This window comes from Nocardia crassostreae (assembly GCF_001613405.1).
Taxonomy (GTDB): Bacteria; Actinomycetota; Actinomycetes; order Mycobacteriales; family Mycobacteriaceae; genus Nocardia; species Nocardia crassostreae.
In genome coordinates this window covers 23,348-47,625 of sequence record NZ_BDCH01000033.1, presented here as the reverse complement: position 1 = coordinate 47,625, position 24,278 = coordinate 23,348, and the positions used below count along the sequence as shown (strand labels likewise).

Genomic DNA, 24,278 nt, shown 5'->3' with positions numbered 1-24,278 from the left:
TCAGCGCGGGGCCATCCGGATCGCGCCGTCGAGTCGGATGGTCTCACCGTTGAGCATCGGGTTCTCCACGATGTGCCGGGGAAGCGCGGCGTACTCGCGCGGGTCGCCGAGGCGCGCGGGGTGCGGAACCTGTGCGCCCAGCGCAGCGATGGCCGAATCCGGCAGTGTCGCAAAGAGAGGCGTGTGGAAGAGACCGGGCGCAATGGTCATCACGCGGATCTTGTAGGACGCGAGATCGCGGGCGACCGGGAGAGTCAGGCCGACGATGCCGCCCTTCGACGCGGAATAGGCGGCTTGTCCGATCTGGCCGTCGTAGGCCGCCACCGAGGCGGTATTGATGATGACGCCGCGTTCGCCGTCCACCTCATCGGTGGCGGCGATCCTCTCGGCCGCGAGTCGAATGACGTTGAATGTTCCGATCAGGTTAACGTTCAGGACCCTGGTGAAGGCCTCCAACGGGAACGCGCCCTGCTTGCCGACCGTCTTGATCGCATTGCCGATTCTGGCGCAGTTCACCGTGATTCGCAGTGTGCCCAGAGCCGCGGCCGCATCCAACGCGGCGGTAACGTCCGCCTCGCTCGTCACGTCGCCGGGCGAGGAGGCGACCCGCGCACGGAGTTCCTCGGCCACGGCCTTGCCGTCGGATGAAGGAAGGTCCAGGATGACGACCTTCGCGCCCGCCGCGTGCAGTTCGCGCACGGTGGCCAGGCCGAGTCCGGAAGCGCCGCCGGTCACTACCGCGACATTGTCTGCTGTCTTCACACAACCTCCATAGAACGTGTTCTAGTTAATGTAGATTCTCAGACGCTGTGACGGAAGAGGGCCCCTCCGGCGTGGTGTGCACGGGCGGTCGGTTCTCCTGATATCGCACGCGCGCGGATTCTTAGGTCTGCCTTGCGGCGCGTCGAGTCGTTGGATTCCTGCACATGCGAGAGAATTTCCGATCGGGAACGTCCCATGGCCGACGACAACCGACAACGACCACCGCCGAGAGGGTCCACCATGCAGCACGACGTGCCTGGCGCCGCGGGGACCGGAGGAATGTTGAAGTCGTACAAAAAAGTCTCGCGCTGGTATCCCGCGCTGGAGCCCGCGGCCGGAGAGGTCGCGCCCGCGCCGGTCGACGCCGACGACGTCCTGGACGCGGGGGACGGTCCCGCCCGCTATCCGCACTACATCCACGACGATCCCGAACCCGAGCTGGATATTCCGCCCGTCCCGGATTCGCTGCTGCGCCGCAGTCATTTCAGCGGCGCCTGGTCGGATTGGATGACCGATCGCGAGTCCGCCTCGGGCGCATCGCGACTGCGCTACCGCGGGTCCACGGTGGTGGAGTTCCCGTGGGAGAGCGAGGAAGCCGAGCGCGAGCCCGTGGATCGCGCCACCGCGCTGCTGGACGCGGTCGCTGACGCACCGTCGGCCCCGCGCGAGCGTTCCACCGGGCGAAGGGTTTTCGCCCTGGTCTTCCTGATTGTTGCCATCCTGTTGCTAGCTGTCGTCGGCGGAGTTGCTCTGTATGCGCTCAATTCGCACAGTGACACTTCGCAATCCATCGGCACACTCAATGGGGAGGTCCGTTCCGGTCCGAGCGACCGCCCGGCGGCGTACAACGAGATGACGGCCACCGTGGTGATCGGCGACCATACTCCCGCGGGCATCCCGGCAGGATAAGAGGAGAGCTGAGACGATGGATCAGGACTGGAGCCGCTGGCTCGACGAGGTGCCCGAGGAGGGCGAAGCGTCGGGCCGGGCCGCGCGTTCCAAGGCTCCGGTGGTGCGATTGCGCAAGCGACGTGGGGATTCCGGTGAATCCGAGCCCGCCCAGCGCCCGGTTCTGGTGGTCGGCGGCTGCGGCGGCGCGGGCACCACGACCACCGCGCTGGGCCTCGCGGGGGAGATCGCGGCGGCCGGTGCGCAGACCGTGGCGGTGGACGCCACCTTCGCGGGCAGCGATCTCGCGCTGCGCGGCGCCGATGAGCATCTGAGCCCGATCAGCCTGCAATCGTGGCTCTACGGTCGCGGTGACGACGAACCCGCGCCGCTCAAGGAATGCCTGTCCCGGGCCACCTCCGGAATCGGGCTGCTGTGGCGCGATCCGGCCCCGCTGCGGCGGCGCGCGACCTATCTGACGGTGGCCCGCGGTATCGACGATGCGGGCTACACCCCGGTCTACGACGGCGGAAACCCCATTGCCGGAAGGCATCTGCGGCCGCTGCTGGAGGACGCCGATATCGCGTTGGTGCTGGCCATCCCGGCGCGCGCCGACGCCGCCAACCGGTTGCGGGTGACCCTGGAGTGGCTCGACGATCAGTTCGGCGGGCAGGGCGAGGGTCAGGGCGGCGGAATTGTCGGCGATACGACGATTGTCGTGTCACATCAGTTGCCGGGCACCGATTCTCGGGTCGCTGATCATTTGCGGGAGCATTTGGACGGTTGGGTGCGCGATATTCGCGAGATACCCTATGACCCACACCTCGCCCGCGGAGAGCTGGTGCGGCACAGCAACCTCGCCGCCGAGACACGCCGGGCATATCGCCGCCTGCTTGCTGGAGTGGCATCATGACCGCAGCCATGACCGAACGCCGATCCTCCTCCGAGAACGCCATGGCGGCCGGTGTGGTGCCGCCGCCGGAATCCCGCCGAGCACCCATCTGGGACCGCCCCGTACCCGGCGGTGGCCGCGCACCCCTGGTGTGGCTGCTCGGGGTGCACGGCGGCGCGGGCGCCAGCACCCTCGCGCATGTGCTCGCCCCCGCGGCGGATGCGTACCGCCGCTGGCCCGGCGGGTTCGAACGCGAATCCCCCTTCGTGGTCCTCATTGCCCGCGAGACCATCGCGGGCCTGACCCGCGCCCATGACCTGCTGCGCCAGCATCACGCCGGGCTGGCCGGACCCTGTGAGGTCCTCGGCCTGGTGACCGTCGCCGCGCGCCCCGGCCGAAATCCGGCGCTACCGCGACGTTGTCGGCTCCCTCGCAGGTCAGGTGTGGCAGGTGCCGTGGCACGAGGAGTGGACCCTGGTCGAACCCGATCAGCTCCCCGTCTGGTCGCCCGGCGATCCGGTCCCGGCCCAGCGAAAGCGCAAAACCGACCCGTTGGAAGAGGTTACGGTTGATATCCGGAACCTGGGTGCGGGCATCGTGGCCGCCGCCCAGGAGGCCCTGGACGCGCCGTCCGCCGACCAACCGGACGCGGACCGATGAGCCCCCGCGCCGCGGGATTGGCCCGTGTGATAGAGATTTCCCGCGAAGCCGACTTCGTGGAAGCTGAATTTAGTAGTGCCGCTTGCTATTTGGAGTCACCCGATGTTGGTCAACGCGCTTCAGGACACCGCCGATCTCCTCGCTCAGATCGGGAATCCGACGCCCGACGCGCCGCCCGCATCGGAGAAGGGCCTGCAGATAGTGCGCTATCTGACCTGGCTGGCGCTGATCGTGGGCTGTCTCGGGACGGTCGGCGGCATCGTCGTCGCGGTCGTGCTGGCCATGCGGCGTTCGGATCGGCGCGAGCCGCCCGGCCAGCCGGGTCCGCAGTACCCCTACGGTCCGCCCGGACCGCATTGAGCGTCTTTGTGAGTGACGGTTTGCTAGTGGACAGGGAAAGACAATGAGCATGCTTCTCGCCGTACATGACGCGTACGGCTCGATCCTCGCCCAGGTCGGCAATCCGACCCCCGAGGCGCCGCCCGCGTCGGACAAATTTATGCGACTTGTTCGTTATTTCACGTGGTTCGTGTTGCTGTCGGGAGTCATGGGAATCACCTACGCGGGCGGCAAGTTCGCCTAGGAGAAGTGGACGGGAGGCGGTTTGGAGTCGCCGAAGATGGTGGCGGGAGCCATGATCGGCGGTATCATCGCGACCAGTGCGGGGACGATCATGAATGCCGTGATCACCTAATGTCCGCCACCCTGGCCGTGCTGGCCTACAAGCAGATGCCGGCCGATGTGCTCCGGCCCATCATGCAGCTCATCGACTGGCTGCTGTGGTGCGTACTGCTGTTCTGCCTGGCCTGGATGATCCTCGCGGCGGGCAAGCTCTGGTACGCCTTCCGCGACGATATGGCCGCCAATGACGCGACGCACGGGGTGGTGATGAGCCTGCTGGGCGCCATCATGGCGAGTTCGGCCAGCGGGATCGCATTCGCCTTCCTGCCGACGTAGGGCTCGGGATAGCTGAATTGTCCAATGGCACAGACACTGTGGAGGCGCCGAGATGAGCGAGAAGGAGTCGCCGGAGCGCGACCGCGTCTCGTTCGGCGTCATCGCCTCGGCGGCCGTGGTGGCGCTGATCGTCATCGCGGGCGTGGTGGTGTACATCACCCGCGACGAGGCGCCGGCGAGCGCGACAACCGAAGGGACGCCGTCCACTTCGGTATCGACGGGGCAGACCGGCTTCGCCGCCCCGGAGATCGACCTGTTCGGTCGCCGCGTCGACATTCCGAACAACCCTGCGGGACAACCGTTGCCGCAGGATCCCGGCAAGCAGCGCAAGCCCGCCGACACCGATTGGCTGACGGGCGTCCCGGCCGGGCTCACCGAACCGCACGGCTGGCAGCGGGTGTACGGCGCCTCGGTGCCGTTCTCCACCTCCGACGGTCCGGCGCGCCTGGAAAACGGTCTGGCCGTGGGGTATTCGCACACCCCGCAGGGCGCCGCGCTGGCCGCCGCCCAGATCACCTATCGGCTCAACGCCCGGCCCGCCGACCGGGAACTGTATGTGCGGCAGGTGCGGGTGTCGGCGCAACAGGTGGCCGACTACGACCAGGCGCTGGCCGACGAACGGCTGCCGAAACAGCAGCCGGAGAAGGTCACCCGCTATCTGGTGGCGCCCGACGCCTTCCAGGTGGAGAACTACGCCGACGATATGGCCATCGTGCGCCTGGCCGTCCGGGGTCCGGTGCGCGACGGCCGGGTGCAGTGGGCGGCGGTGCGGTTGATCATGGTGTGGGATGCCGGGGATTGGCGGCTGAAGCCGTCGACCTCCAAGTCCTCGCAGACGGAGCTAGTGGATTCGCTTGCGGGATGGACGAAATGGTGACAGCTGAAGATCTCGTGACCACGTCACCGACCCTGCGACCCTCCAAGGGGAGGACCAAATGGTGAGGCGCCTTCTCACGATCCTCGCGGTCGTGTTCACCGTCATGATCGCATCGCCGACGGTGGCCTACGCGCAGTACGGCTTCGACGAGGCGTGCAACGAATTACACGACTCGCTCGACGGTCTCGGCATCCCCGGTATCTCGCTCGGCGACGCCGCCTCGGCCGCGTGCAAGGCGGGCAATGTCGCCACCCATCCGGGCGAGGCCGCGGACGCCGTGCGCGACAAGGCGTGGGACTCCACCTTCGGCAAGGTGGTGGACTCGCTCATGAGCGGCCTGGGCGAGGCGCTCATCCTGGCCCTCACCTTCTGGATGAAGGTGCCCAACGAGAGAGTCAGCGACTCCGGCGCGCTATTCACCAAGATCAACGACTATACGTATCAAGCGCAGATACTTTTGTTGATGGTCTCGGTGATCATTTCCGGCGCGAAACTGGCCGAGGCCAGGCGCGGGGCCGCGGTCAGTGAGGCGGCCGAATCCTTCCGTATGTTCGCCCGCGTCATCTTCAGCTCCTGGATGCTCGGCGCGGTCATCGTGGCCGCCACCCAGGCCTCGGACAAGTTCTCCGAGTGGGTGATCACGGATTCGACCGACGGCGAGGCCAAGAACATTGCCGAGCTGATGGTGAAAACCTCCAGCCTGCAAGCCTTCTCACCGGGCCTGGTGCTGATCATCGCCATTGTCGGCCTGCTCGGCGCGCTGGCGCAGATCGTGCTCGCCATCGTGCGACAGGGCCTGCTGGTGATCGCGGCGGGCGTCATGCCGCTGGCGGCGGCCGCGTCCGGGACCGGCACCGGAAAACAATCCTATCCCAAGCTGGTCGGCTGGATCATCGCCTTCATGCTCTGGAAACCCGTGGCCGCCATCGTCTACATGATCGCGTTCACCACGGCCGGGCATGTGGACGAGCTGACCGCGGCGGGTTCGCTGCCCTCCGCCGATCAGGCCCAGCGCATGCTGGTCGCCATCGTGCTGCTGTGCAGTGTGGCCTTCGTGCTGCCCGCGCTCATGCGCCTGGTCACCCCGGCGGTGGCCATTGTCGGTAGCGGCGGTTCGGGTTTGACCGCCACCACCGGCGCACTGGTCGGCGTGGCGGCGGTCGGCGCGGTCGGCTCGCGGGCCATCGCGCCGCGCGCGGGGGCCGCACCGGGTGCGGCCGGGTACGTCGGTCCCGGCCGGGGGCCGCGCCCGCCGGGTGGTGCGGGCGGACGCGGCGGTGGCGGTGGCGGCGGCGGCGCGGGCGCTGCCGCGAGTCCTGCGGGTCCCGGAGGTTCGGGCGCAGTACCGTCAGGCGCGGCCAGGGCCGCCAACCGGGTCGCCCAGGTGCGGGCCGCGACCGCGAGTCTGAACCGGGCCGCCGCCGCCATGGGCGATGTCGCCGGTGACCGCTGGGCCAACCGTTCACCCGACCTCGGCAGGAGCACCATTCCGCGATGACGATGACCGACACCTACGAGCGCCGCTCGTACGGCCTGTGGCAGAAGCCCCGCAGCGCAGGACTTTTCGGCCTGCGCTGGGGCGAGACTGTCGTCGGTTTCGCGGTGGTCATCACCGGTCTGCTGACGGCGCTGGTGGCGGGCCCGAAACCGGCGTTCATCGTCGCCGGGATCGGCCTGATCGTGATGGTTCCACTGGTGTGGCGGACGGGGGGCCGCTCCGGCTACGAGAACGGATTGATGATGTTCCATTGGTTGCGCGGCCGCAGCAAGGGCGAGCACGTGTACCGCGGCGGCCGGTTCTCCCGGATTCCGGGCGGCGTCACCCGGCTGCCCGGTCTCATGGCGCCCTCGCGGCTCTACGAGGGCATCGACGCGGGCGGCTACAGCTTCGGCATGATCCACCTACCGCAGTTCGGCCAGTACACGGTCGTGCTGCGGGCCTGGCCGCAGGGCCACGAGGCGGTCGACCAGCCGGTCATCGACCGCTGGGTCGCCGCCTGGGGCAACTTCCTGGCCTCGCTCGGCCAGACCTCCGACATCGTGGCGGTGGTGCCGGTGATCGACACCGTGCCCGAGACCGGAAACCGTTTGCTGACCGAGGTTTCCGCCATCACCCGCCCCGAGGCGCCCGATCTGGCCCAGCAGGTCATGTACGAGCTGGCCACCGAATTGCCCCAGGAGCGCGTGCAATTGCTGCCGCGCGTGGCCATCACCTTCAAGGCCACCACGGCCGAGCGCCGCAAGAACCCGGCGGAGGAAGCGGTCGAGATCGGCCGCCGCCTGCCCGGCATCTGCGCCGCCCTCGCCGAGGCCGGTGTGCGCTGCCAGCCCATGTCCGCCGACGAGGTCATCTCCTTCATCCGCCGCAGCTACGATCCGGCCTCCCAGGCCGACCTCGAGGTCGCCGCGGGCGAACCCGGTGGCCACGGCCTGGATTGGGCCGATGCGGGCCCGGTCTCCCACGAGGAGCGCTGGGACCACTTCATCCACGACGGCGGCCGCTCGGTCACCTGGGAAATGGACACCGCCCCCGAGGGCGCGGTCGACGAGCGCGTCCTCCAGCGCCTGCTCGCCCCCAACCCCGAGGTGCCCCGCAAGCGCATCGCCATCGTCTACCGCCCCCACTCCGCGGGCGACGCCGCCCAAATCGTCGACGACGACTTCAAGAACGCCCTGGTAGCCCAGCAGAGCGAACGCGGCGTCGTCTCCGCCGCCGCCACCCTCCGCGTCGGCGCCACCCAGCAGGCTCGTGAGGAGCAGGCCCGCGGACACGGTGTCACCCGCTTCGGGGCCCTGGTGACCATTACCGAGCCCCTGCGCGGCGATCTCCCGCGCATCGAAGCCATCACCAGGGACCTGTCCACCCAGGCGCGCCTCAAGATCCGGCGCTGCTACCGCTACCAGGCGGCGGCCTTCGCGGCGTCGCTCGGCTGCGGGGTGATCCTCCCGGAACACGCCTCCATCCCGAAAGCACTCGCAGGGTGATCACCCATGGCACGTGACTTCGAACCCCCCGTGCGGGAACGCGATCCCGCACCCCCCGCCCGCCGCGGCCGCCGCGACGAGGACCCGGTCGACCCCACCCCGGTCGCACCGGAGCCCCGCCCCGTCTCCCGCGTGGTCCGCGACGAGCACCGCCCGCGCAAAGGCACCCTGCCCGACCGCCGCATGCTGCGCCGCGACCCCCTCCCGGAGCCCGATGCCCCCGACGCCGCCCCGACGAGCGATGCCCGCGTACCGGATTCGACGTCGCCCCACCCCGGGCATCCGGCGAGTGAGACCGCGCGTGGTGCGGAACCGTCACGCACGCAATCGGTTCCGGATTCCGCCCGCGAACAGTCCAGCGCCACCGCACATTCCGACTACCCGCCGCTCGACGCCGTCTCGGCCGACTCCAGCGCCGCGCGAGCCGGGCACCGCACGTCCGGAAACCGGACAGGCGAGGCGGGACCGGTGCGCGAGCACAGTTCGGGGGCGGCGCGTTCCAGCAGAACGCGTGGTCAGGATCGGGCCGCAGGGGGTGTGGAAGAACCCGGCGAGCGCGGGGTGGATCACCCCGGCGAAGCGCGCACCGGCAACGCGGCCTCGCGTGCGGCGACTTACCCCGGCGCGTCTCGGCCGGATCGCGAGCGTGCGGTCGCAACCGGCGATGAGCGTGAGGCCCGGGCCGCATCCGAAGACCGGACCCGTGCGGCGCGACCGGCCGACGAACCCAGTTCGGCGGAGGAGCGTCCCGGCGGCGGGCGCGGCCCGGACGAAAAGGCGCGCGGCGGAGCCGAGTCCGGGGCGCGCGCGGCGCGTGCGGGTGCGCCGGTCCGCGCGGAGGATTCTCGAGGCGACGTGGCGCCAAGGGTGGACGCGGCCTCGTCCGGCGTGGAAAGCCCCGGTGCGGCGCGCCCCAGCGGCGAGCCGCGGTCCCCACGCGAGCGCGCGCGGGGTGAGATCCCGTCGGGTGACATGCGTGACACGGACAGTGCGCCGGTCCGCGCGGAGGATTCTCGCGGTGCGGGCGCGGCGTCGTCCGGCGCGGAAAGTGCAGCCGGGGTAGGGGATCGCGCGCAGGGTGACCGTGGGCAGCAGCGGTTCCGCGACGGCGCGGCGGGCTCGGCTACCGCAGCAGGTCGCGGGGCGGAGCCCGAGAGCGGGGAGCGGCCGCGGCGGCCCGAACGAGCGGACGACGGTGCGGAATCGGTGCGCCGCGAGCGTCGCGGTGACTCGGCGTCGGCGGAGCGCGACGGTACGGGTGTGGCGAGTGGCGCGGGTGAACGCCCACGTGGGTCCGAACGAGCCAAGGGGGATCGCATGGGGTGGCGTTGTGGCGCAAGGGATTACGCCGCTCATCCTGGCCGACGTCAAACCCGACTACCGCAAGCTGGTGGAGCTGGTCGGCGGGCAGGTCATCGATCTGGGTTACGGCCACGGGCAATTGAATCCGCTGGCCGCCGGTGTGCTCGGGTCCATCGTGCCGCGCCTGGACGATATGCCCGTGCTACAGACCTAGGTCAAGCAGGAGCTGCGGGCGCGGCAGGTCACCCTCGTCGCCGGTCTGGTGGAGCTGGTTCGCGGTGCGCGCGTACGCGATTACGAGGAAACCCTCATCTCCACGGGCCTGCGCATCCTCTACCGCGAGGGCAGCGAGTTCAGCCCGGACCGCCCGCCGATCCTGGAGGATCTGCTGGAGGTGATCGTCGCGGGTGGCGACGAACTGCAACTCGACGCGGGCGCGGACAATCCGGACGAATACCAGAACGCCATCAAGGGCCTGCGCCGCTCCCTGCGCGCGCTCACCCAGGGTCCGTTCGGTGCGGTCTTCAACGGCCACACCACGACTCCCATCGATACCGCCGCCACCGCGGTCTGCATCGACGTCTCGCACATCCCCAATGGCGACAAGAAGCTCAAGGCCGCGGTCATGCTGGCTTGCTGGGCCGACGGTTTCGCCTCCGTGGAGGCCGCGCACGTGCTCGCCGACGCCGATCTGGGCCCGCAGCGCTACTTCCAGGTCGTCATGGACGAGCTGTGGCAGGTGCTCGGCCTCGGCGACTTCATGGTCGACCGCGTCGACGAGCTCACCCGTCTGCAGCGCAGTATCGCCACCTCGCTCATCATGATCAGCCACACCATCAAGGACCTGCAGGCGCTCGGCTCGGAGGCCGCCATCGCGAAGGCGCTCGGCTTCCTGGAACGCGCCCGCGCCAAGATCTTCGGCGCGCTGCCGCCCGAGGAGATCTCCCGCCTGGATTCCACGGTGCCCTTCACCGCTGCCGAGGAGGAAATGGTGACCAGTTGGTCCGCGCCGCAGGCGCTCACCGGTGAGGCCCTCAAACCGGGTCAGCAGCGCCCCTCGGCGCCCGGCACCGGCAAATTCCTGCTCAAGATCGGTGAGGACCGCCGCCCCGGCATCCCGTTCCACATGGAATTCACGCACTCCGAGAAGGAGAGCGGAATCCACGACACCAACCAGCGTTTCAGCGAATTCACCGAGCCCACCGCGCGCGGCGGCAGCGACGGCGACGAAGGGAGTGCCGCATGATGCCGCACCGCTCCTACCGCAGAGTATCCCCGGAGGTCAGACAGGCGGCGGTCGAGCAGGCCATCTCCTTGACCGCCAAAATGCGCTCGGAATCGGAAGCCTGCCGGGTGGTGGCCGAGCAGATCGGCGTGCACACCAACTCGGTGCGCAACTGGGTCCGCGCCGCCGAGAGTCCGGGCCTGGAGCGCATGGACGCCATCGCCCTGCGCCGCAAGGTCGCGCAGCTGCAGCAGCAACTGGCCGCCGCCGCCGAGATGAACCGCACCCTGGTGGAGACCCTCAGCGAAACCAAGCGCGGCACATGACCGCATTCCGAGGATTCGGACACGCCGACTCGGGAAAACCGCTGGTATGGCCCGGGTATCGCCGCGGCCGACTAGCCTGGAAGTCGGTGACGGCCGCGCACGGGAACCCTCGACGCACGAACCTGGTGGTGATGCTGATGATGAGCGTCGCGATGCTGGTCACCGCATGTGGCGGCGACAGCGGTGATTCCGGTTCGAGTACCGGCCCGGGCGGTGCGGCCACGTCCACCACCCGCTTGCTGGAAAGTGCCCCGGCCTCCGATCCCAGCACCGCCGAAGGCGTCGCCGTGGCGGCCCTGACCCAGATCTACACCTGGAATCCGGCCACCGAGGCCCAGGGTGCGGCGCTGGAACGGGCGCGGAAATGGCTGGGTCCCAACCTGATCCGTACACTGGATACACCACCCACCGGCGTCGAGACGCCGAAGCCGTCACTGCAGTGGGCCGATTGGGGGAAGGCCGGCGCCCGCGTCGAGGCCTTCGCGTTCGCGTCCGGGCAGAAAGCGCCCGACGGTCCGGACCCGAACCGGCAGCAGTACAAGATCGGTATCGAGCAGACGGTCGTCTACCCGGACGGACGGCGCGAACCACTACCGCCGGCCACGGTTGTCGCCACCGTCGTGCGCAGCACCGCCGACGGCACCTGGCTGCTGGACGAATTCCGTTGAGCGGCACCGACACACAGGTCATCCCAGGAGGCTGAAGATGGCGAAGAAACCGGTGAAGGACCCGGCCAATCCCGGTCCCGACACCACCCTGTACATCATCTACGCGTGCTTCGTGATCTTCGGAACCCTGTGGCTCGCCTTGCATCTGGGCAATCTGCTGTCCTCACCCAAGCAGGATGTCCCGATCAATCCCATTGCCATCGGCGTCGATCTGGGCAAGGGCAATCTGCACTGGCCCACCGCCTCCACGGTCATCGTGGTGGCGCTCATCATCGCCGGTATCGCCTGGGTGTGGTTCCGGCGCCGGATGAAGGCGCGCGCCAATGTCGGCCGTCTCGCGGTGGACGACAAGGCCGACTACATGGGCAGCGGCGGCGCCATCGCGGCGCTGACCGAATCCGGCGTGCGCGCCAAGGCCGAACAACTCGGTATGCGCCTGGGCCAGAACGATATGCCCGGCGTGCCCATCGGCATGTCCGTCGCCGACCGCAATATGCTCTACGGCTCCTACGAGGATCTGCACGTCGACATCTGGGGCCCGCGCCAGGGCAAGACCACCTCCCGCGTCATTCCGGCCATCCTGTCCGCCATCGGCCCCGCCCTGGTCACCTCCAACAAGCGCGATGTCGTGGACGCCACCCGCGATGTGCGCGACCACAAGGGCAGCCCCATCTTCATCTTCGATCCGCAGGACATCGCTTACGACCCGAAGAATCCGGATGACAAGGCGCGCAACTGGTTCTGGGATCCCCTCGCATCGGTGGACGCCCGCAGCAGCGGGTGCGAGATGCGCGCCGCGCGGTTGGCCGGGCACTTCGCCGACGGCGACGACGGCGGCGGCACCATCTCCACCTCCACCGACAGCTATTTCGATCAGGAAGCCGAGGACCTCCTATCCGGCCTGTTCCTGGCCGCCGCGGTGGACGACCGCCCCATCACGCAGGTCTGGGAGTGGGTCACCAACCCGCAGGACGCCGAACCCATCGAATTGCTGCGCCGCACCGGCCGATTCCACTTCATGGCCTCGGGCCTGGCCCAGCAGTACAACGTGGACGAGCGCACCCGCTCCGGCGTGTTCGGCACCGCCAAGAAGATGGTGCGCTGCCTCAAGCTGTCCAATGTGCACCGCTGGATCACCCGTGAATTCGGCGGCGAGCAGTTCGACGAACTCGCCTTCATTCGCGACAACGGCACCCTGTACTGCCTCTCGCTGGAAGGCCGCGGTTCGGCCGCGCCACTGGTCAGCGCGCTCACCGAGGCCGTCATCGATGTCGCCATGCGCGAGGCCTCCCGCTCGCACGGCGGCCGCCTGGAGATCCCGATGCTCGCGGCGCTCGACGAGGCCGCGAACGTGGTGCGCTGGAAGGATCTGCCCAAGCAGTACAGCCACTTCGGCTCCCGCGGCATCGTCGTCATGACCGTGCTGCAGTCCTGGGCGCAGGGCGCGCGCTGCTGGGGCGTCGACGGGATGGAAGCCCTCTGGGCCGCGGCCAATATCAAGGTCCTGGGCAGCGGCGTGGACGACACCAAATTCCTGCAGGAACGTTCCGAGGCCATCGGCGAATACGAGAGCGTGTCCTCCTCGGTCTCGGAATCCAAGGGCGGCAAGAGCTATTCGCGCTCCCTGGGCTCGTCCAAGACCTTCAATGTGCACGCCCTCGCCACCCTGCCGCGCGGCCGGGCCATCGTGTTCTCCTCCGGCACGCCCGCCGTCCTGGTGCGCACGGTCCCGTGGTGGGAGGGTGAATACGCGGATGACGTGAAACGGTCCATCACACACCATGATCCGTCACCGCGTCGCAAGACGGAGATCGTTGATCTGATCGGCACACCGTCGCTGATCAAAGCGGAACCGGCGACGGACGCCGGGCAAATCGAGGAGGTCAAGCCGCTGTGAGCGAGCGTGCGAGCGAACCATTGATACAGCGTGCTTCACTCGTGGGCACGCCGAGCGCCAGCGAGGTGCGCCCATGAGTGACCAGCAGCAGAAACCAATGGTCTACGCGAGCGTCGTGGAGTTCGTGGAGAACTATCTGAGTCTGGTGTACCGGCGGCAGGTGACCGACATCAGCGATACCGTGTGGTGCCCGGAATGGTGGAAGCACGCGGAGGCGGTGGCGCGCCTGGATGCCATGTGGCGGGCGTGGGAGCATTTCCGGCTGGACGGCAAGACCGGGCTGAGCGTGTGGTTCCTCGATCACGCCGATCCGCACATGGCCAAGCTGTTCGACCCCAAGGGCCCCTTCAAGTACTGCAGTGTGCGCAACGGGCACAAGGACATGCTCACACCGCTGCCGTTGAAGTCCCCGCAACAGGGGCTGTTCAGCAATGCGGCGGCCCCGATGGGGGATTACCCGAGCTAGACATGAGCTGATCCGGTGCGGCTCCCCGGAGCCGCACGATCACGCTGTTCGATTCAGGAGCGAACTCGCTGCAGTCCGCGGGCTTCCACCTCGCGGGCGCGGCGCTGGGCGACCGCGGCTTCCTGCTCACGAGCACGCACGGCCTCGGCGGCCGACTGAGCCTGCCCGACTTCCAGCAGCATTCGTACCGCCGCGAGCTCGGGCGCGATGCCCATGCGCGAAAGATGCTGTGCCAGAGCGGTACGGCGCTCCACCGAGTCGTATCGCACCAGGGATTTGTTCACTGCGGCCTGGGTGGCGGCCATACGCGTGGCCTCGGCCTGAGCGGCGAACCGATCCTTCTCCAGGGATACGCCCTTGTCGAGTGGGGGCCTTTCGATCATCTTGGGGAGTTCGAGATTGCGCGGGTCCTTCGCCTTAGCGTCCGCGGCCTCGCGGAGCTGGAGCTCCCGGGCCTGTTTCTGCCGGGCTTCGGTGACCTTCGCGCGGCCTTCCGCCTCTTTCTGGCCACGTTCCCGGGTGCGCAACGCGACAAGTGTCGCGAGCTGCAACATTTGCCTCATCATCGCCGCTGTTTCGCGGCCGATGTCGTCGAGTTCCTCGGCCATTGCCTGCTCCCCGATGCTGCAGTGATCACTATGGATGATTGTGGTGCTTCGTCATGAACATCGCCACACGAACGGTAATTCGGGTAGCCATGTCCCGCCTGCAACGTGGACACCGGGAGTACGCGGGAGGCGCTGGACGTACCCGTTGGGGGTCACCCGGTGGGTCTTACTACGCCGCTTCGTACTCCGTTCTACGAGATTACCAGCGAAAACTTGGAAACCGCCGTACGCGAGCATCGCGATCCAGCATAACTCGCACAATTCCGGCACTGAACGAAAAAGTTCGGATTTTCTTTGGTTAGGAAAGCCTTACACCGAACGTTCGGCGGCCCCTGGACGGGTGTCCGGCCGAAAAATGAACGGGCCCGGCGTCACTGTGACGTGGCGTATGCCGCACTGTGACGTCGGGCCCGAAAGACCGTGCTGGTCAGTTGATTTGGACCGATTGGATGGTCACATCGGTGGCCGGTTTGCCATCCGGGGCGCCTCCGGCCACGCCCGCCTGAGCGATCTTGTCGAGCGTGGCCAGACCGGCCTCGTCGACGGTGCCGAAGATGGTGTACTGCGGCGGCAGCTGCGAATCGCCGTAGACCAGGAAGAACTGGCTGCCATTGGTGCCCGGCCCGGCATTCGCCATGGCCAGCACGCCGCGCTTGTAGTCGACCGGGAACTGCGCGGCCTGATCGTCGGCCGCATACTGATCGGTCGGGTACTCATTGTCGAACTCGTAACCCGGGCCGCCCATGCCGGTACCGCTGGGATCACCGCACTGCAGCACCTGCAGCCCCTTGCCGGTGGTCATGCGGTGGCAGGCGGTGCCGTCGAAGAAGTTCTGCTTGGCCAGCGACTCGAAGGAGTTCACCGTGCACGGCGACTCCCCGGCGTTCAGGTTCAGGCCGATCTCACCGGCGCTGGTCACCATGGTGGCCTTGGCGTTCGCGGTGGTCGACATGTCCGCGCCCGGCTTGCTGACCTGCTTGTCGGACGGCCGCTGCGAATCGCGGTAGTCGCAGGTGACCGAGGCGGGCTTGGCCTTGGCGGCCGGCGGGGGAGCCGAGGACAGCGAGGCTTCCGGAGTGGAGGTGTCGGTGGCGGTCGTGGACGCGTTGTCGTCACCCTTGGTCAGGAAGTAGATACCGACCCCCGCCGCGACGGCGACCACGACGCCGAGAGCCGACGCGGCGATCGTCATCTGCTTGCGCTTGCGTGCGCGCTGGGCGCGGTTCTCCAGTTGACGCTCCAGCTTCCGTTTCGCCGCAGCGCGTCGCTGTTCATTGCTCGGCACTAGCCAGTCCCTCCGTATCGGTTGCTTCCGGCTTAAGAGTGTGCCATCCCTTCCTGAGCAGCTCCTATATAACCGTCACGCGCCTCGCGGGCGGACCCGGGCATAACCGGTTGGACTTGCGTGGCGGGCGTTTGGAAAACTGGGCATCGTGACCAAGACCAGCAGCTTCAGTGCCCCGAGGGGGGTCCCCGACTATCTGCCGCCCACTTCCGCGGAGTTCGTCGCCGTCCGAGACGCGCTGATTCGCACCGCGCATCTGGCCGGATACGGGCACATCGAGCTGCCGGTCTTCGAGGAGACCGCCCTGTTCGCCCGCGGTGTGGGCGAGTCCACCGACGTCGTGTCCAAGGAGATGTGGACCTTCGCCGACCGCAATGGCGAGAGCTTCACGCTGCGGCCCGAAGGCACCGCCGGCGTCATGCGCGCGGTCATCGAACACAACCTCGACCGCGGCTCGCTGCCGGTGAAGCTCTGCTACGCCGGTCCCTTCTTCCGCTACGAGCGCCCGCAGAAGGGCCGCTACCGCCAGCTGCAGCAGGTCGGCGTGGAGGCCATCGGCGTGGACGATCCGGCGCTGGACGCCGAGGTCATCGCCATTGCCGATGCCGGGTTCCGCTCGCTGGGGCTGACCGATTTCCGCCTGGAGCTCACCTCCCTCGGCGACGAGACCTGCCGCCCCCAGTACCGGGAGCTGTTGCAGGAGTTCCTGTTCGGGCTGCCGCTCGACGAGGAGACCCGCCGCCGCGCGCAGATCAACCCGCTGCGTGTACTCGACGACAAGCGCCCCGAGGTCCGGGAGCTGACCGCGGACGCGCCGCTCATGATCGATCACCTGTCCGAATCCGCCAAGGCGCACTTCGAGCAGGTGCTCGGGCTGCTCGACGCGCTCGGCGTGCCATACGTGGTGAACCCGCGCATGGTCCGCGGCCTCGACTACTACACGAAGACGACCTTCGAATTCGTGCACGACGGCCTGGGCGCCCAGTCGGGCATCGGCGGCGGCGGCCGCTACGACGGCCTCATGGCCGAGCTGGGCGGTCAGCCGCTGTCCGGCATCGGGTTCGGCATCGGCGTGGACCGCACAGTGCTGGCGCTGGAGGCCGAGGGCAAAACCGCCACAGACGGCACCCGCGTCGACGTCTTCGGGGTGCCCCTCGGCGACGTCGTCAAACAGCGCCTGGTCGTCCTGGCCGCCCAACTGCGGGCCGCGGGCATCCGCACCGACCTCGCCTACGGCGGTCGCGGCGTGAAGGGCGCCATGAAGGCTGCCGACAAATCCGGTGCGAGCATCGCGCTCGTGCTCGGCGACCGCGAGGTGGCCGAGGGCGAGATCGGCCTGAAGGATCTGCGCACTGGCGAACAGCGCCAGGTCCCGCTGGACGAGGCCGTCGCCCAGGTGTCGGCCGCCCTTGCGGGCGAACAGGATTGAGTCGGCGCCGCGAGCCCGGACGGTGATGGTGTCCGGGCTCGCGGCGCGTTCGGACGGGTAGGAAGCTACGGATCCGATCGGGATCGACGGCGTCCGGCATGTCGGTTCACACGATTGCCCCCGCCCGGCGGTGATGCATACCGTGATCGCACGGATTGAGCATCGACACGACGGGAATGGGCAGACTTGAGCGAGCCGACGTACTACGCACCCGAGGGCGGCTTGCCGTCACAGGCCACGCTGTTGAGCGACCGGGCCATCGTGAAAGAGGCGTACACGGTCATTCCGCGCGGCGTGCTGCGCGACATCGTGACCAGCAATCTGCCCGGGTGGGACAAGACCCGCGCGTGGATTCTCGCCAAGCCGATCGCGGGGTTCGCCACCACGTTCGCGCAGTACATCGTCGAGGTGTCGCCCGGGGGTGGGAGTTCCGAGCCCGAGCCCGAGAGCGGCGTCGAGTCGGTGCTGTTCCTGTTGACCGGCGATCTGACGGTTGTCATCGACGGTGAGAAGCACGGTCTCACGCCGGGCGGGTACGCGTATCTCCCCGCGGGGGCGAGTTGGTCGGTGGCCAACGAGTCCGCCGGGAAGGCAACCTTTCAGTGGGTGCGCAAGGCGTACGAGCCGCTGGCGGGGTACACGCCGCGGGCGTTCGCGGTGCAGGAGCAGGACGTCGCGCCGACGCCCATGCCCGACACCGACGGGGCCTGGGCCACCACGCGATTCGTCGACCCGAACGATCTGGCCCACGATATGCACGTCAATATCGTGACTTTCGAGCCGGGCGCGGTGATTCCGTTCGCCGAGACGCACGTGATGGAGCACGGCATCTATGTCCTCGAGGGCAAGGCCGTGTACCGACTCAACGACGACTGGGTCGAGGTCGAGGCGGGCGATTTCATGTGGTTGCGCGCCTTCTGCCCACAAGCCTGCTACGCGGGTGGTCCCGGCAAGTTCCGCTACCTGCTATACAAGGACGTCAACCGTCAGATCAGGTTGACCTGACGGCCCGCGCGGAAAAGCGCTGTGCACCAGACGGGCTCGTGGTCGGCGGCGGGAGAAGGATATTCGCCCTGGTCCCTCGAGATCGGGGCATCCGCGCTAGGTTTCTCCGGTGGCTGAACACTCCGATCCCCGACCCGCCGACGAGGTCGGGCTCGATCTCATCGCACCCGAGATGTACGCACCGGCGCTGCGACGGCTGGCCCTGGCCGCGCTCGGCGTCGGGGTCGGGGTGGGGCTGCTGCTCGCGCTGGTGGTGAGCTGGCCGTGGGCGCTGGCCGCGGGACTGGTGCTGGGCGCGCCGACCGCGCTGTACGCGATCGGGGTGCAGCGGCGGCGGATCTGGTTGTCCGGCACGGTGATTCGGGCGCGAACCTGGCTGGGGGAGGCCCGGCTGGATCTGGCGGCGGCCACCGGGGTGGAGATCCTGGTGTATCCGGCGCGGCTGAGCCGGGTGGTGCTGCGGGTGACCGCCGGACCCGATACCCGCATCGTGCCGCTGGCCATGTACACCGATTCCGGCAGCGGACGCGAACTACACATTCTGGGACTGCGCAAGCTGGCCGACGGCCTCGCCGCCTGTCCGCTGGCGGCGGCACTGTCGGTGTCCGGGGTGCTGGTGCAGCAGTTGCGCGCCGAGGCGCGCGACGCGGCGGCGGAGGAGCGCCCGCTGTACCGGGCCATGCAGCTGGTGCGGGATCGGGACGTGGTCTCCATGGTGGTGCTCAGCGACGCCGATATCGCGGAGTTGGCGCGCTAGTCCCGCCGATGTCTGGTTGCTCACGACCGCTGGGGTGCGGCGGTGAGCGATCGTTAGGGTAGGTACGGGATGTCCGCCAACCGCGAGGAGTTCATCGTGAGCAGTGCCGCTCGACCCGTGACCGTCACCGTGACCGGCGCCGCCGGGCAGATCGCCTACGGGCTGCTGTTCCGCATCGCCTCCGGCGCGCTGCTCGGACCGGATACGCCGGTGCGGTTGCGGCTGTTGGAGATTCCCGCCGCGGTCGGCTCGCTCGAGGGCGTGGCCATGGAACTCGAGGACGGTGCGTTCCCGCTGCTGTCGGGCATCGATATCTCGGATGATCCGTGGGTCGGGTTCGACGGGGCGAATATCGCGCTGCTGGTGGGGGCGCGACCGCGCACGGCCGGGATGGAACGCGGTGATCTGCTGGCGGCCAACGGGCCCATCTTCACCGATCAGGGCGCGGCCATCAATGCCAATGCGGCCGCGGACATCAAGGTGCTCGTGGTCGGAAATCCGGCCAATACCAATGCCTTCATCGCCATGGGCAATGCGCCGGACGTGCCCGCCGGGCGGTTCACGGCGCTCACGCGCCTGGATCACAATCGGGCGATCGCGCAGGTGGCGAAGAAGACCGGGGCGGCGGCCGCGGAGATCGATCGAATCGCGGTGTGGGGCAATCACTCCGCGACGCAGTACCCGGATCTGAGCCATGCCGCGGTGGCGGGCCGCCCGGCGCTGGAGGTCATCGACGACCGGGCCTGGGTGGTGGACGATTTCATTCCGACCGTGCAGCAGCGCGGCACCGCGATCATCAAGGCGCGCGGGGCTTCCTCGGCGGCGAGCGCGGCCAGTGCCGCCATCGACCACATTCACGATTGGGTGCTGGGGTCGGCGGCCGGGGACTGGGTGTCCATGGGGGTGCCCTCGGACGGGTCCTACGGGGTGCCGGAGGGGCTGATCAGCTCGTTCCCGGTGACCTGCGCCGACGGCCGCTACACCATCGTGCCGGACCTGGCGATCGACGAATTCTCCCGCGCCCGTATCGATCTCAGCGTCGCCGAGCTGGTGGCCGAGCGGGATGCGGTGATCGAGGCGGGCTTCGCCAAGCGCGGCTGAACCCGCCCCGATCCGACGGTGATCGTCAGCCGAGCTTGGCGATCACATTGTCGCCGTACCACTTGATCTTGGTGATCTTGTCCTCGAGCGATTCGGTGTCGTGCTCCATGGCGTAGGAGTTGCGGAAACCGGTGATGAGATCGGTGATGCCCTTCTCTTCGAGGCGCTTCACACCGTCGGGGGTGTAACCGTCGCGGGAGACGGCGTGGATCTCGAACTCGCCGGGATTGTCGCGCTCGCTGCGCAACTCCTCGATGCGCGCGAGGTATCTGTCGAGATCGTCGCCCTTGCCTCCGGCGTGCATCCAGCCGTCGCACAGGCGCACGGCGCGGCGCAGCGCGGCATCGCTGTGGCCGCCCACCAGGATCGGCAGCGGTGCGGTGGGCGCTGGCGTCATCTTGATCTTGGGAATGTCGTAGAACTCGCCGTGGTACTCGAAGTACTCGCCGGTGGACAGGCCCTTCACGATCTCGATGCACTCGTCCAGGCGCTTACCGCGGCGCTCGAACGGGACGCCCATCATCTGGAAATCCTCCGGCCACGGGCTGATGCCGACGCCCAGGCCGAATCGATTGTTGCTCAACCGAGCCAGCGAACTGGCCTGTTTGGCCACCAGTACCGGTGGGCGGATCGGCAGTTTGAGCACGAACGGGGTGATCCGTAGCGTGGTGGTCGCCGCGGCGATGGCGGCCGAGAGCACGAAGCATTCGATGAACGGCTTACCGTCCAGGAACTCGCGGTTGCCGTCCGGGGTGTACGGATACTTGGAATCCGACTCCGCCGGGTACGCCACGCTGTCCGCGACGGTGATGGAGTGGAACCCGGCCGCCTCCGCCGCCTGCGCCAGCGGGATGTAGTAGTCCGGGTTGGTCATCGCCTCCGCGTAGGTGAAGCGCATCGATCGTCCTCTCGACGGTGAGCAAGTACAAAAACTAGAACAGATTCTAGTTTTTTTTCGGATCATAGTCCCGGTAACCGAGACCATTTTTCGACCTCTCTTGCGGGCCTATTCTGCATCTTGTTCTAATCGATGTCATGACCATTGCCATCACCGGATCCGGATCGGGCATCGGCGCCGCGACCGCCGCCGCGCTGACCGCCGCCGGGCACGACGTCATCGGCATCGATCTGCGCAATGCCGAGGTGACCGCCGACCTGACCGATCCGGTGGCGCGCGCCGCCGCGGTGGAGGCGGTGCTGGAGCGCTCCGGCGGGGTGCTGGACGGGCTGGTGCTGTGCGCGGGGGTGGGGCCGCAGGTGCCGGATCCGAACTTCGTGGTGGAGATCAACTACCGGGCCACCGTGGCGCTGCTCGACGCCCTGCTGCCCGCGCTGCGGAAGGGCGAATCGCCTGCGGCCGCGGTGGTTTCCTCGGTCGCCTCCACCCACATCCAGTGGGCCGAGAATCCGATCGACAAGGGCGCCGAGGCCGAAGCCTTCGCGGCGGCAGGCGATTACGCCGGTTCCTACGCCTATGCCTCCTCGAAGAACGCGGTCACGGTCGCGGTGCGCGAGCGCGCTGTGGAGTGGGGCGGCGCGGGCGTCCGTCTGAACACGGTCGCCCCCGGCAGCGTCGACACCCCGCTGCTGCAGGCCGGACTCGCCGATCCGCGCTACGGAGAATCCATCCGCAACTTCGTGGTAACCATCGGCCGCAATGGCACACCGGATGAGATCGCTTCGCTTATCGTGTATCTGCTGGGTCCGCAGGCAGGCTTCATCCACGGCGCCCAGTTCGTCATCGACGGCGGGATCGACGCGCAGGCGCGTCCCACCGTAGTCTGAAAACCGCAGCGCCCGGCGGACATCGGGCGCCACGGACGGTGGTCGGTGCCCGCGGGGTGTACAGCCGCAGTCGACCCCACAGATGCCGCGGCGGCGGGGCAGCTACCCCGCACGCCGCGGCATCACCTTTCCTCGTGGTCCCGGATGTGCGTGGCGCGCAGGTAGATCAGCGCCATCACGGCAACGGCCGCGCCGACGGCGAACATGGCGGTCGCGCCGTGCCCGACGGTGACGCCACCGAGCAGGGTGCCGAACCCGATGCCCAGATAGATGCAGGAAGCGTTGAGCGCCACCACCAATCCCGCTTCGTGCGGGGCCGCGCCGATGAGCCGATGCTGCTGGGCGGGAGTCTGACGCCAGCTGGCCGCACCCCACACCGCCGCGAGCACACCGACGAGCCAGGCCACATCGGTGCGGGTGGCCGCCAGTACGCCCAGCAGCCCCAAGGCGAGCGCCATCGCCACATAGCCACAGGTGAGCACTCGCGTCGCACCCCACCGGTCGGTCGCGTAGCCGGATGTCAGATTGCCTGCCACCGCGCCGACTCCGTACAGCGACAGCACCCACGCCGTGGCGGCGGCGTCGACACCCACCGCCGCCAGCGCGGGCACGCTGTAGGCGTAAACCACATAGGCAGCACCCATGCCCAGCACCGTCAGCGGCAACACCTTCGCGACCGATCGATTCCGCACCACCGCCAGGCGCGCGGACAATCGCACCGGCGGATTGCCGGGCACGAACGGCACCCAGGCCGCCACCCCGGCCGCGGCCAGCAGGCTCACCATCGCGACCGCGACCAATGCCGACCGCCAGCCCAGCCACTGCCCGACCACGGCGCCGAGCGGCACACCCAACGCGGTCGCGATCGTCAACCCGCCCACGACCACGGCCAGCGCCCGTGCCCGCGCCTCCGGTCGCACCAGGGCGGCGGCCACCGCACCGGCATTCGGCGTGAACGCCGCCGCGCCGATCGCCGCCAGCACCCGGGTGGCCAGCAGCATCGCGAGATTCGGCGCCGCCGCCGTGCCCAGATTGGCCACGCCGAGCACCACCAGGGCAGACACCAGCAGCGCGCGGCGCGGCAGTTGTGCGGTCACGGTGGCCAGTACCGGGGACAGCAGCGCGTAAGCCGCCGCGAACACCGTCACCGCCGCACCGGCGGACGCCGTGGACACGTTCAGCGCCGCTGCCATATCGGGCAGGAATCCGGCCAGGATGAACGCGTCGGTGCCGACGGCGAAGGTGCCCAACGCCAGAATCACTCTGCGCCGCAACCCATCCGACAGCACCGCAGGCTGTGTTCCGGTTGGCGACTGATCTTTGATCGGGATAGACAATGTCCCGGTTCTCCCTTCGAAAAAACCCGGCCCCGCAGGGCCGGGTGTCATTACGAGCGTTGTACTCGCCGCTATGTCGTGAGGCGCTCATAGAAGCGGCGCGCCCGCAGCGGCGCAGTGGCGGGAGCGTCGGCGATCAAGTCCGCGATGGTCTGATTCGCCAGCTCGCGCCGCCACGCCAACTCCGCCCGCCGCATTGCCGTGGCAATGCCGCACGGCTTCGCGAACTCCGATCGCGCCGCCGTCGCACCCGCACCGTTTCGCCGGATCTCGGTGCACCGGAACGCTTCCGTCCGCCCTTCGACCGCCCCGACCACATCCATCAAGGTGATCCGTTCCGGCATCCGCGCCAACCGATACCCCCCACGCGATCCAGCTGTGGACCCGAGAATCCCTTCCCGCACCAACGGCTGCAACCGCTTCTTCAGATACTCCGGCGGCAACTCGAACACCTCCGCCAACTTGGCCGTCGGAATCGGCGCCCGATCATCGAGCCACGCCAGCACCATGCAGCAGTGCAAACCCCACTCGACCCCCTCGCTCATCAACATAAAAGGGATACTACATGTCCCGAATACGTCGATGCAGCGGCAGGATCGAAACCTTCAGTCCGCGAACAGGATCTTGCCCAGCAGTTCGGTGAGCCGCTCGCGCTCGGCGCGGGTGAGAGCGGCGAAGGTGTCGTCGAGGAATCCGGGAATCATCCGCTCCGCGGCGGCCAGCGCAGTCCGGCCCGGCTCGGTGATGGTCACCGCATAGGCGCGCCGATCCGATGGATCGCGTTCGCGGCGAACGTATCCGGACTTCTCCAGACCATCGGCAATGCCGACCATGACACTGCGGTCGATGCGCAGATCGGCGCTGAGCGCCTGCTGGGAACGCGGCCCCACGGCGGCGAGCATTTTCAGCACCAGATGCTGCCCGACCCCCAGGCCGCTGTTCAGTGCGGCGGCATCGGCCGCGCGAGCCACCACCGCCGACGCGCGGCACAGCGCGATGTCCGGGCGTTCCGCGGCGAGCCGGGGGAGATAAGCGTCTTGTGCGCGTTCATCGGTCCTCGACATGG

General features: G+C 68.4%; 26 protein-coding genes and 1 pseudogene. 20 read left to right on the top strand and 7 right to left on the bottom strand.

Annotated features, from left to right (window positions below; all coding sequences use genetic code 11):
* Positions 1–762, bottom strand: coding sequence for an SDR family NAD(P)-dependent oxidoreductase (locus NC4_RS31205; protein WP_067545565.1), 762 nt, complete (start codon positions 760–762; stop codon positions 1–3).
* A 279-nt stretch (positions 763–1,041) separates the two neighbouring features.
* Between NC4_RS31205 and NC4_RS31200 the strand changes: the two genes are divergently transcribed.
* The 15 genes and pseudogenes from NC4_RS31200 (at position 1,042) to NC4_RS31130 (ending at position 13,905) form a co-directional block, all read left to right on the top strand.
* Positions 1,042–1,671 (top strand): flagellar basal body-associated FliL family protein, encoded by a 630-nt coding sequence (locus NC4_RS31200; protein WP_067545562.1) that lies wholly within the window; start codon positions 1,042–1,044, stop codon positions 1,669–1,671.
* Between the two features lie 16 nt (positions 1,672–1,687).
* Positions 1,688–2,563, top strand: coding sequence for a MinD/ParA family ATP-binding protein (locus NC4_RS31195; RefSeq protein WP_084529943.1), 876 nt, complete (start codon positions 1,688–1,690; stop codon positions 2,561–2,563).
* Complete coding sequence (locus NC4_RS31190) at positions 2,560–3,114, top strand: hypothetical protein (RefSeq protein WP_245722057.1); 555 nt, start codon at positions 2,560–2,562, stop codon at positions 3,112–3,114. Before NC4_RS31195 ends, NC4_RS31190 begins: the two co-directional genes overlap by 4 nt.
* A gap of 190 nt (positions 3,115–3,304) precedes the next feature.
* Entirely contained in the window at positions 3,305–3,562 is a 258-nt protein-coding gene (locus NC4_RS31185) for a hypothetical protein (RefSeq protein ID WP_067545559.1), read from the top strand.
* 43 nt (positions 3,563–3,605) lie between these two features.
* Positions 3,606–3,896, top strand: a pseudogene (locus NC4_RS31180) (hypothetical protein).
* Positions 3,896–4,159, top strand: coding sequence for a hypothetical protein (locus NC4_RS31175; protein ID WP_067545557.1), 264 nt, complete (start codon positions 3,896–3,898; stop codon positions 4,157–4,159). Before NC4_RS31180 ends, NC4_RS31175 begins: the two are co-directional and overlap by 1 nt.
* A gap of 52 nt (positions 4,160–4,211) precedes the next feature.
* Complete coding sequence (locus tag NC4_RS31170) at positions 4,212–5,036, top strand: DUF8175 domain-containg protein (protein WP_067545553.1); 825 nt, start codon at positions 4,212–4,214, stop codon at positions 5,034–5,036.
* Positions 5,037–5,094: 58 nt separating this feature from the next.
* Positions 5,095–6,534 (top strand): hypothetical protein, encoded by a 1,440-nt coding sequence (locus tag NC4_RS31165; protein WP_067545550.1) that lies wholly within the window; start codon positions 5,095–5,097, stop codon positions 6,532–6,534.
* A complete protein-coding gene (locus tag NC4_RS31160) occupies positions 6,531–8,021 on the top strand; it encodes an SCO6880 family protein (protein ID WP_067545547.1) in 1,491 nt (496 codons plus the stop codon). Before NC4_RS31165 ends, NC4_RS31160 begins: the two co-directional genes overlap by 4 nt.
* 1,330 nt (positions 8,022–9,351) lie before the next feature.
* Complete coding sequence (locus NC4_RS43455) at positions 9,352–9,537, top strand: hypothetical protein (protein WP_245722056.1); 186 nt, start codon at positions 9,352–9,354, stop codon at positions 9,535–9,537.
* Positions 9,538–9,585: 48 nt separating this feature from the next.
* Positions 9,586–10,569: a putative type IV secretion/conjugal transfer ATPase gene (locus NC4_RS31150; protein WP_245722055.1), complete on the top strand. Its 984-nt coding sequence runs from the start codon at positions 9,586–9,588 to the stop codon at positions 10,567–10,569.
* Complete coding sequence (locus NC4_RS31145; protein WP_067545541.1) at positions 10,566–10,874, top strand: transposase; 309 nt, start codon at positions 10,566–10,568, stop codon at positions 10,872–10,874. The genes NC4_RS31150 and NC4_RS31145 overlap by 4 nt, the downstream gene beginning before the upstream one ends.
* Before the next feature lie 86 nt (positions 10,875–10,960).
* Positions 10,961–11,542: a hypothetical protein gene (locus NC4_RS31140; protein WP_245722054.1), complete on the top strand. Its 582-nt coding sequence runs from the start codon at positions 10,961–10,963 to the stop codon at positions 11,540–11,542.
* Between the two features lie 37 nt (positions 11,543–11,579).
* Positions 11,580–13,439: a type IV secretory system conjugative DNA transfer family protein gene (locus tag NC4_RS31135; protein WP_067545535.1), complete on the top strand. Its 1,860-nt coding sequence runs from the start codon at positions 11,580–11,582 to the stop codon at positions 13,437–13,439.
* A 73-nt stretch (positions 13,440–13,512) separates the two neighbouring features.
* Positions 13,513–13,905 carry a DUF4913 domain-containing protein gene (locus NC4_RS31130; RefSeq protein ID WP_067545532.1) on the top strand — a complete coding sequence of 131 codons (393 nt, stop codon included), beginning with the start codon at positions 13,513–13,515 and terminating at the stop codon, positions 13,903–13,905.
* A gap of 53 nt (positions 13,906–13,958) precedes the next feature.
* Here NC4_RS31130 and NC4_RS31125 read toward each other — a convergent pair whose 3' ends face one another.
* Positions 13,959–14,513, bottom strand: a complete 555-nt coding sequence (locus NC4_RS31125; protein WP_067545528.1) for a hypothetical protein — start codon at positions 14,511–14,513, stop codon at positions 13,959–13,961.
* A gap of 427 nt (positions 14,514–14,940) precedes the next feature.
* Positions 14,941–15,798, bottom strand: coding sequence for a peptidylprolyl isomerase (locus tag NC4_RS31120; protein WP_067545525.1), 858 nt, complete (start codon positions 15,796–15,798; stop codon positions 14,941–14,943).
* A 148-nt stretch (positions 15,799–15,946) separates the two neighbouring features.
* Between NC4_RS31120 and hisS the strand changes: the two genes are divergently transcribed.
* The 4 genes from hisS to NC4_RS31100 all read left to right on the top strand — a co-directional run bounded on the left by hisS (position 15,947) and on the right by NC4_RS31100 (position 20,090).
* A complete protein-coding gene (hisS, locus tag NC4_RS31115) occupies positions 15,947–17,227 on the top strand; it encodes a histidine--tRNA ligase (protein ID WP_067545523.1) in 1,281 nt (426 codons plus the stop codon).
* A 186-nt stretch (positions 17,228–17,413) separates the two neighbouring features.
* Positions 17,414–18,232 (top strand): bifunctional allantoicase/(S)-ureidoglycine aminohydrolase, encoded by an 819-nt coding sequence (locus tag NC4_RS31110; RefSeq protein ID WP_067545520.1) that lies wholly within the window; start codon positions 17,414–17,416, stop codon positions 18,230–18,232.
* A gap of 109 nt (positions 18,233–18,341) precedes the next feature.
* Positions 18,342–18,989 carry a hypothetical protein gene (locus NC4_RS31105; RefSeq protein WP_084529941.1) on the top strand — a complete coding sequence of 216 codons (648 nt, stop codon included), beginning with the start codon at positions 18,342–18,344 and terminating at the stop codon, positions 18,987–18,989.
* 96 nt (positions 18,990–19,085) lie between these two features.
* Positions 19,086–20,090, top strand: coding sequence for a malate dehydrogenase (locus NC4_RS31100; protein WP_245722053.1), 1,005 nt, complete (start codon positions 19,086–19,088; stop codon positions 20,088–20,090).
* Between the two features lie 25 nt (positions 20,091–20,115).
* Here NC4_RS31100 and NC4_RS31095 read toward each other — a convergent pair whose 3' ends face one another.
* Positions 20,116–20,988 (bottom strand): TIGR03619 family F420-dependent LLM class oxidoreductase, encoded by an 873-nt coding sequence (locus tag NC4_RS31095; protein ID WP_067545511.1) that lies wholly within the window; start codon positions 20,986–20,988, stop codon positions 20,116–20,118.
* A 137-nt stretch (positions 20,989–21,125) separates the two neighbouring features.
* Between NC4_RS31095 and NC4_RS31090 the strand changes: the two genes are divergently transcribed.
* On the top strand, positions 21,126–21,875 hold the full coding sequence (locus tag NC4_RS31090; protein ID WP_067545506.1) for an SDR family oxidoreductase: 750 nt from the start codon (positions 21,126–21,128) through the stop codon (positions 21,873–21,875).
* 122 nt (positions 21,876–21,997) lie between these two features.
* Here the strand turns inward: NC4_RS31090 and NC4_RS31085 are convergent, their stop codons facing one another.
* The 3 genes from NC4_RS31085 to NC4_RS31075 all read right to left on the bottom strand — a co-directional run bounded on the left by NC4_RS31085 (position 21,998) and on the right by NC4_RS31075 (position 24,276).
* Positions 21,998–23,137 (bottom strand): MFS transporter, encoded by a 1,140-nt coding sequence (locus NC4_RS31085; protein WP_245722052.1) that lies wholly within the window; start codon positions 23,135–23,137, stop codon positions 21,998–22,000.
* 146 nt (positions 23,138–23,283) lie between these two features.
* Complete coding sequence (locus NC4_RS31080) at positions 23,284–23,757, bottom strand: RrF2 family transcriptional regulator (protein WP_369690803.1); 474 nt, start codon at positions 23,755–23,757, stop codon at positions 23,284–23,286.
* Positions 23,758–23,817: 60 nt separating this feature from the next.
* Positions 23,818–24,276 (bottom strand): MarR family winged helix-turn-helix transcriptional regulator, encoded by a 459-nt coding sequence (locus NC4_RS31075; RefSeq protein ID WP_067545639.1) that lies wholly within the window; start codon positions 24,274–24,276, stop codon positions 23,818–23,820.
* Between the last annotated feature and the right edge of the window lie 2 nt (positions 24,277–24,278).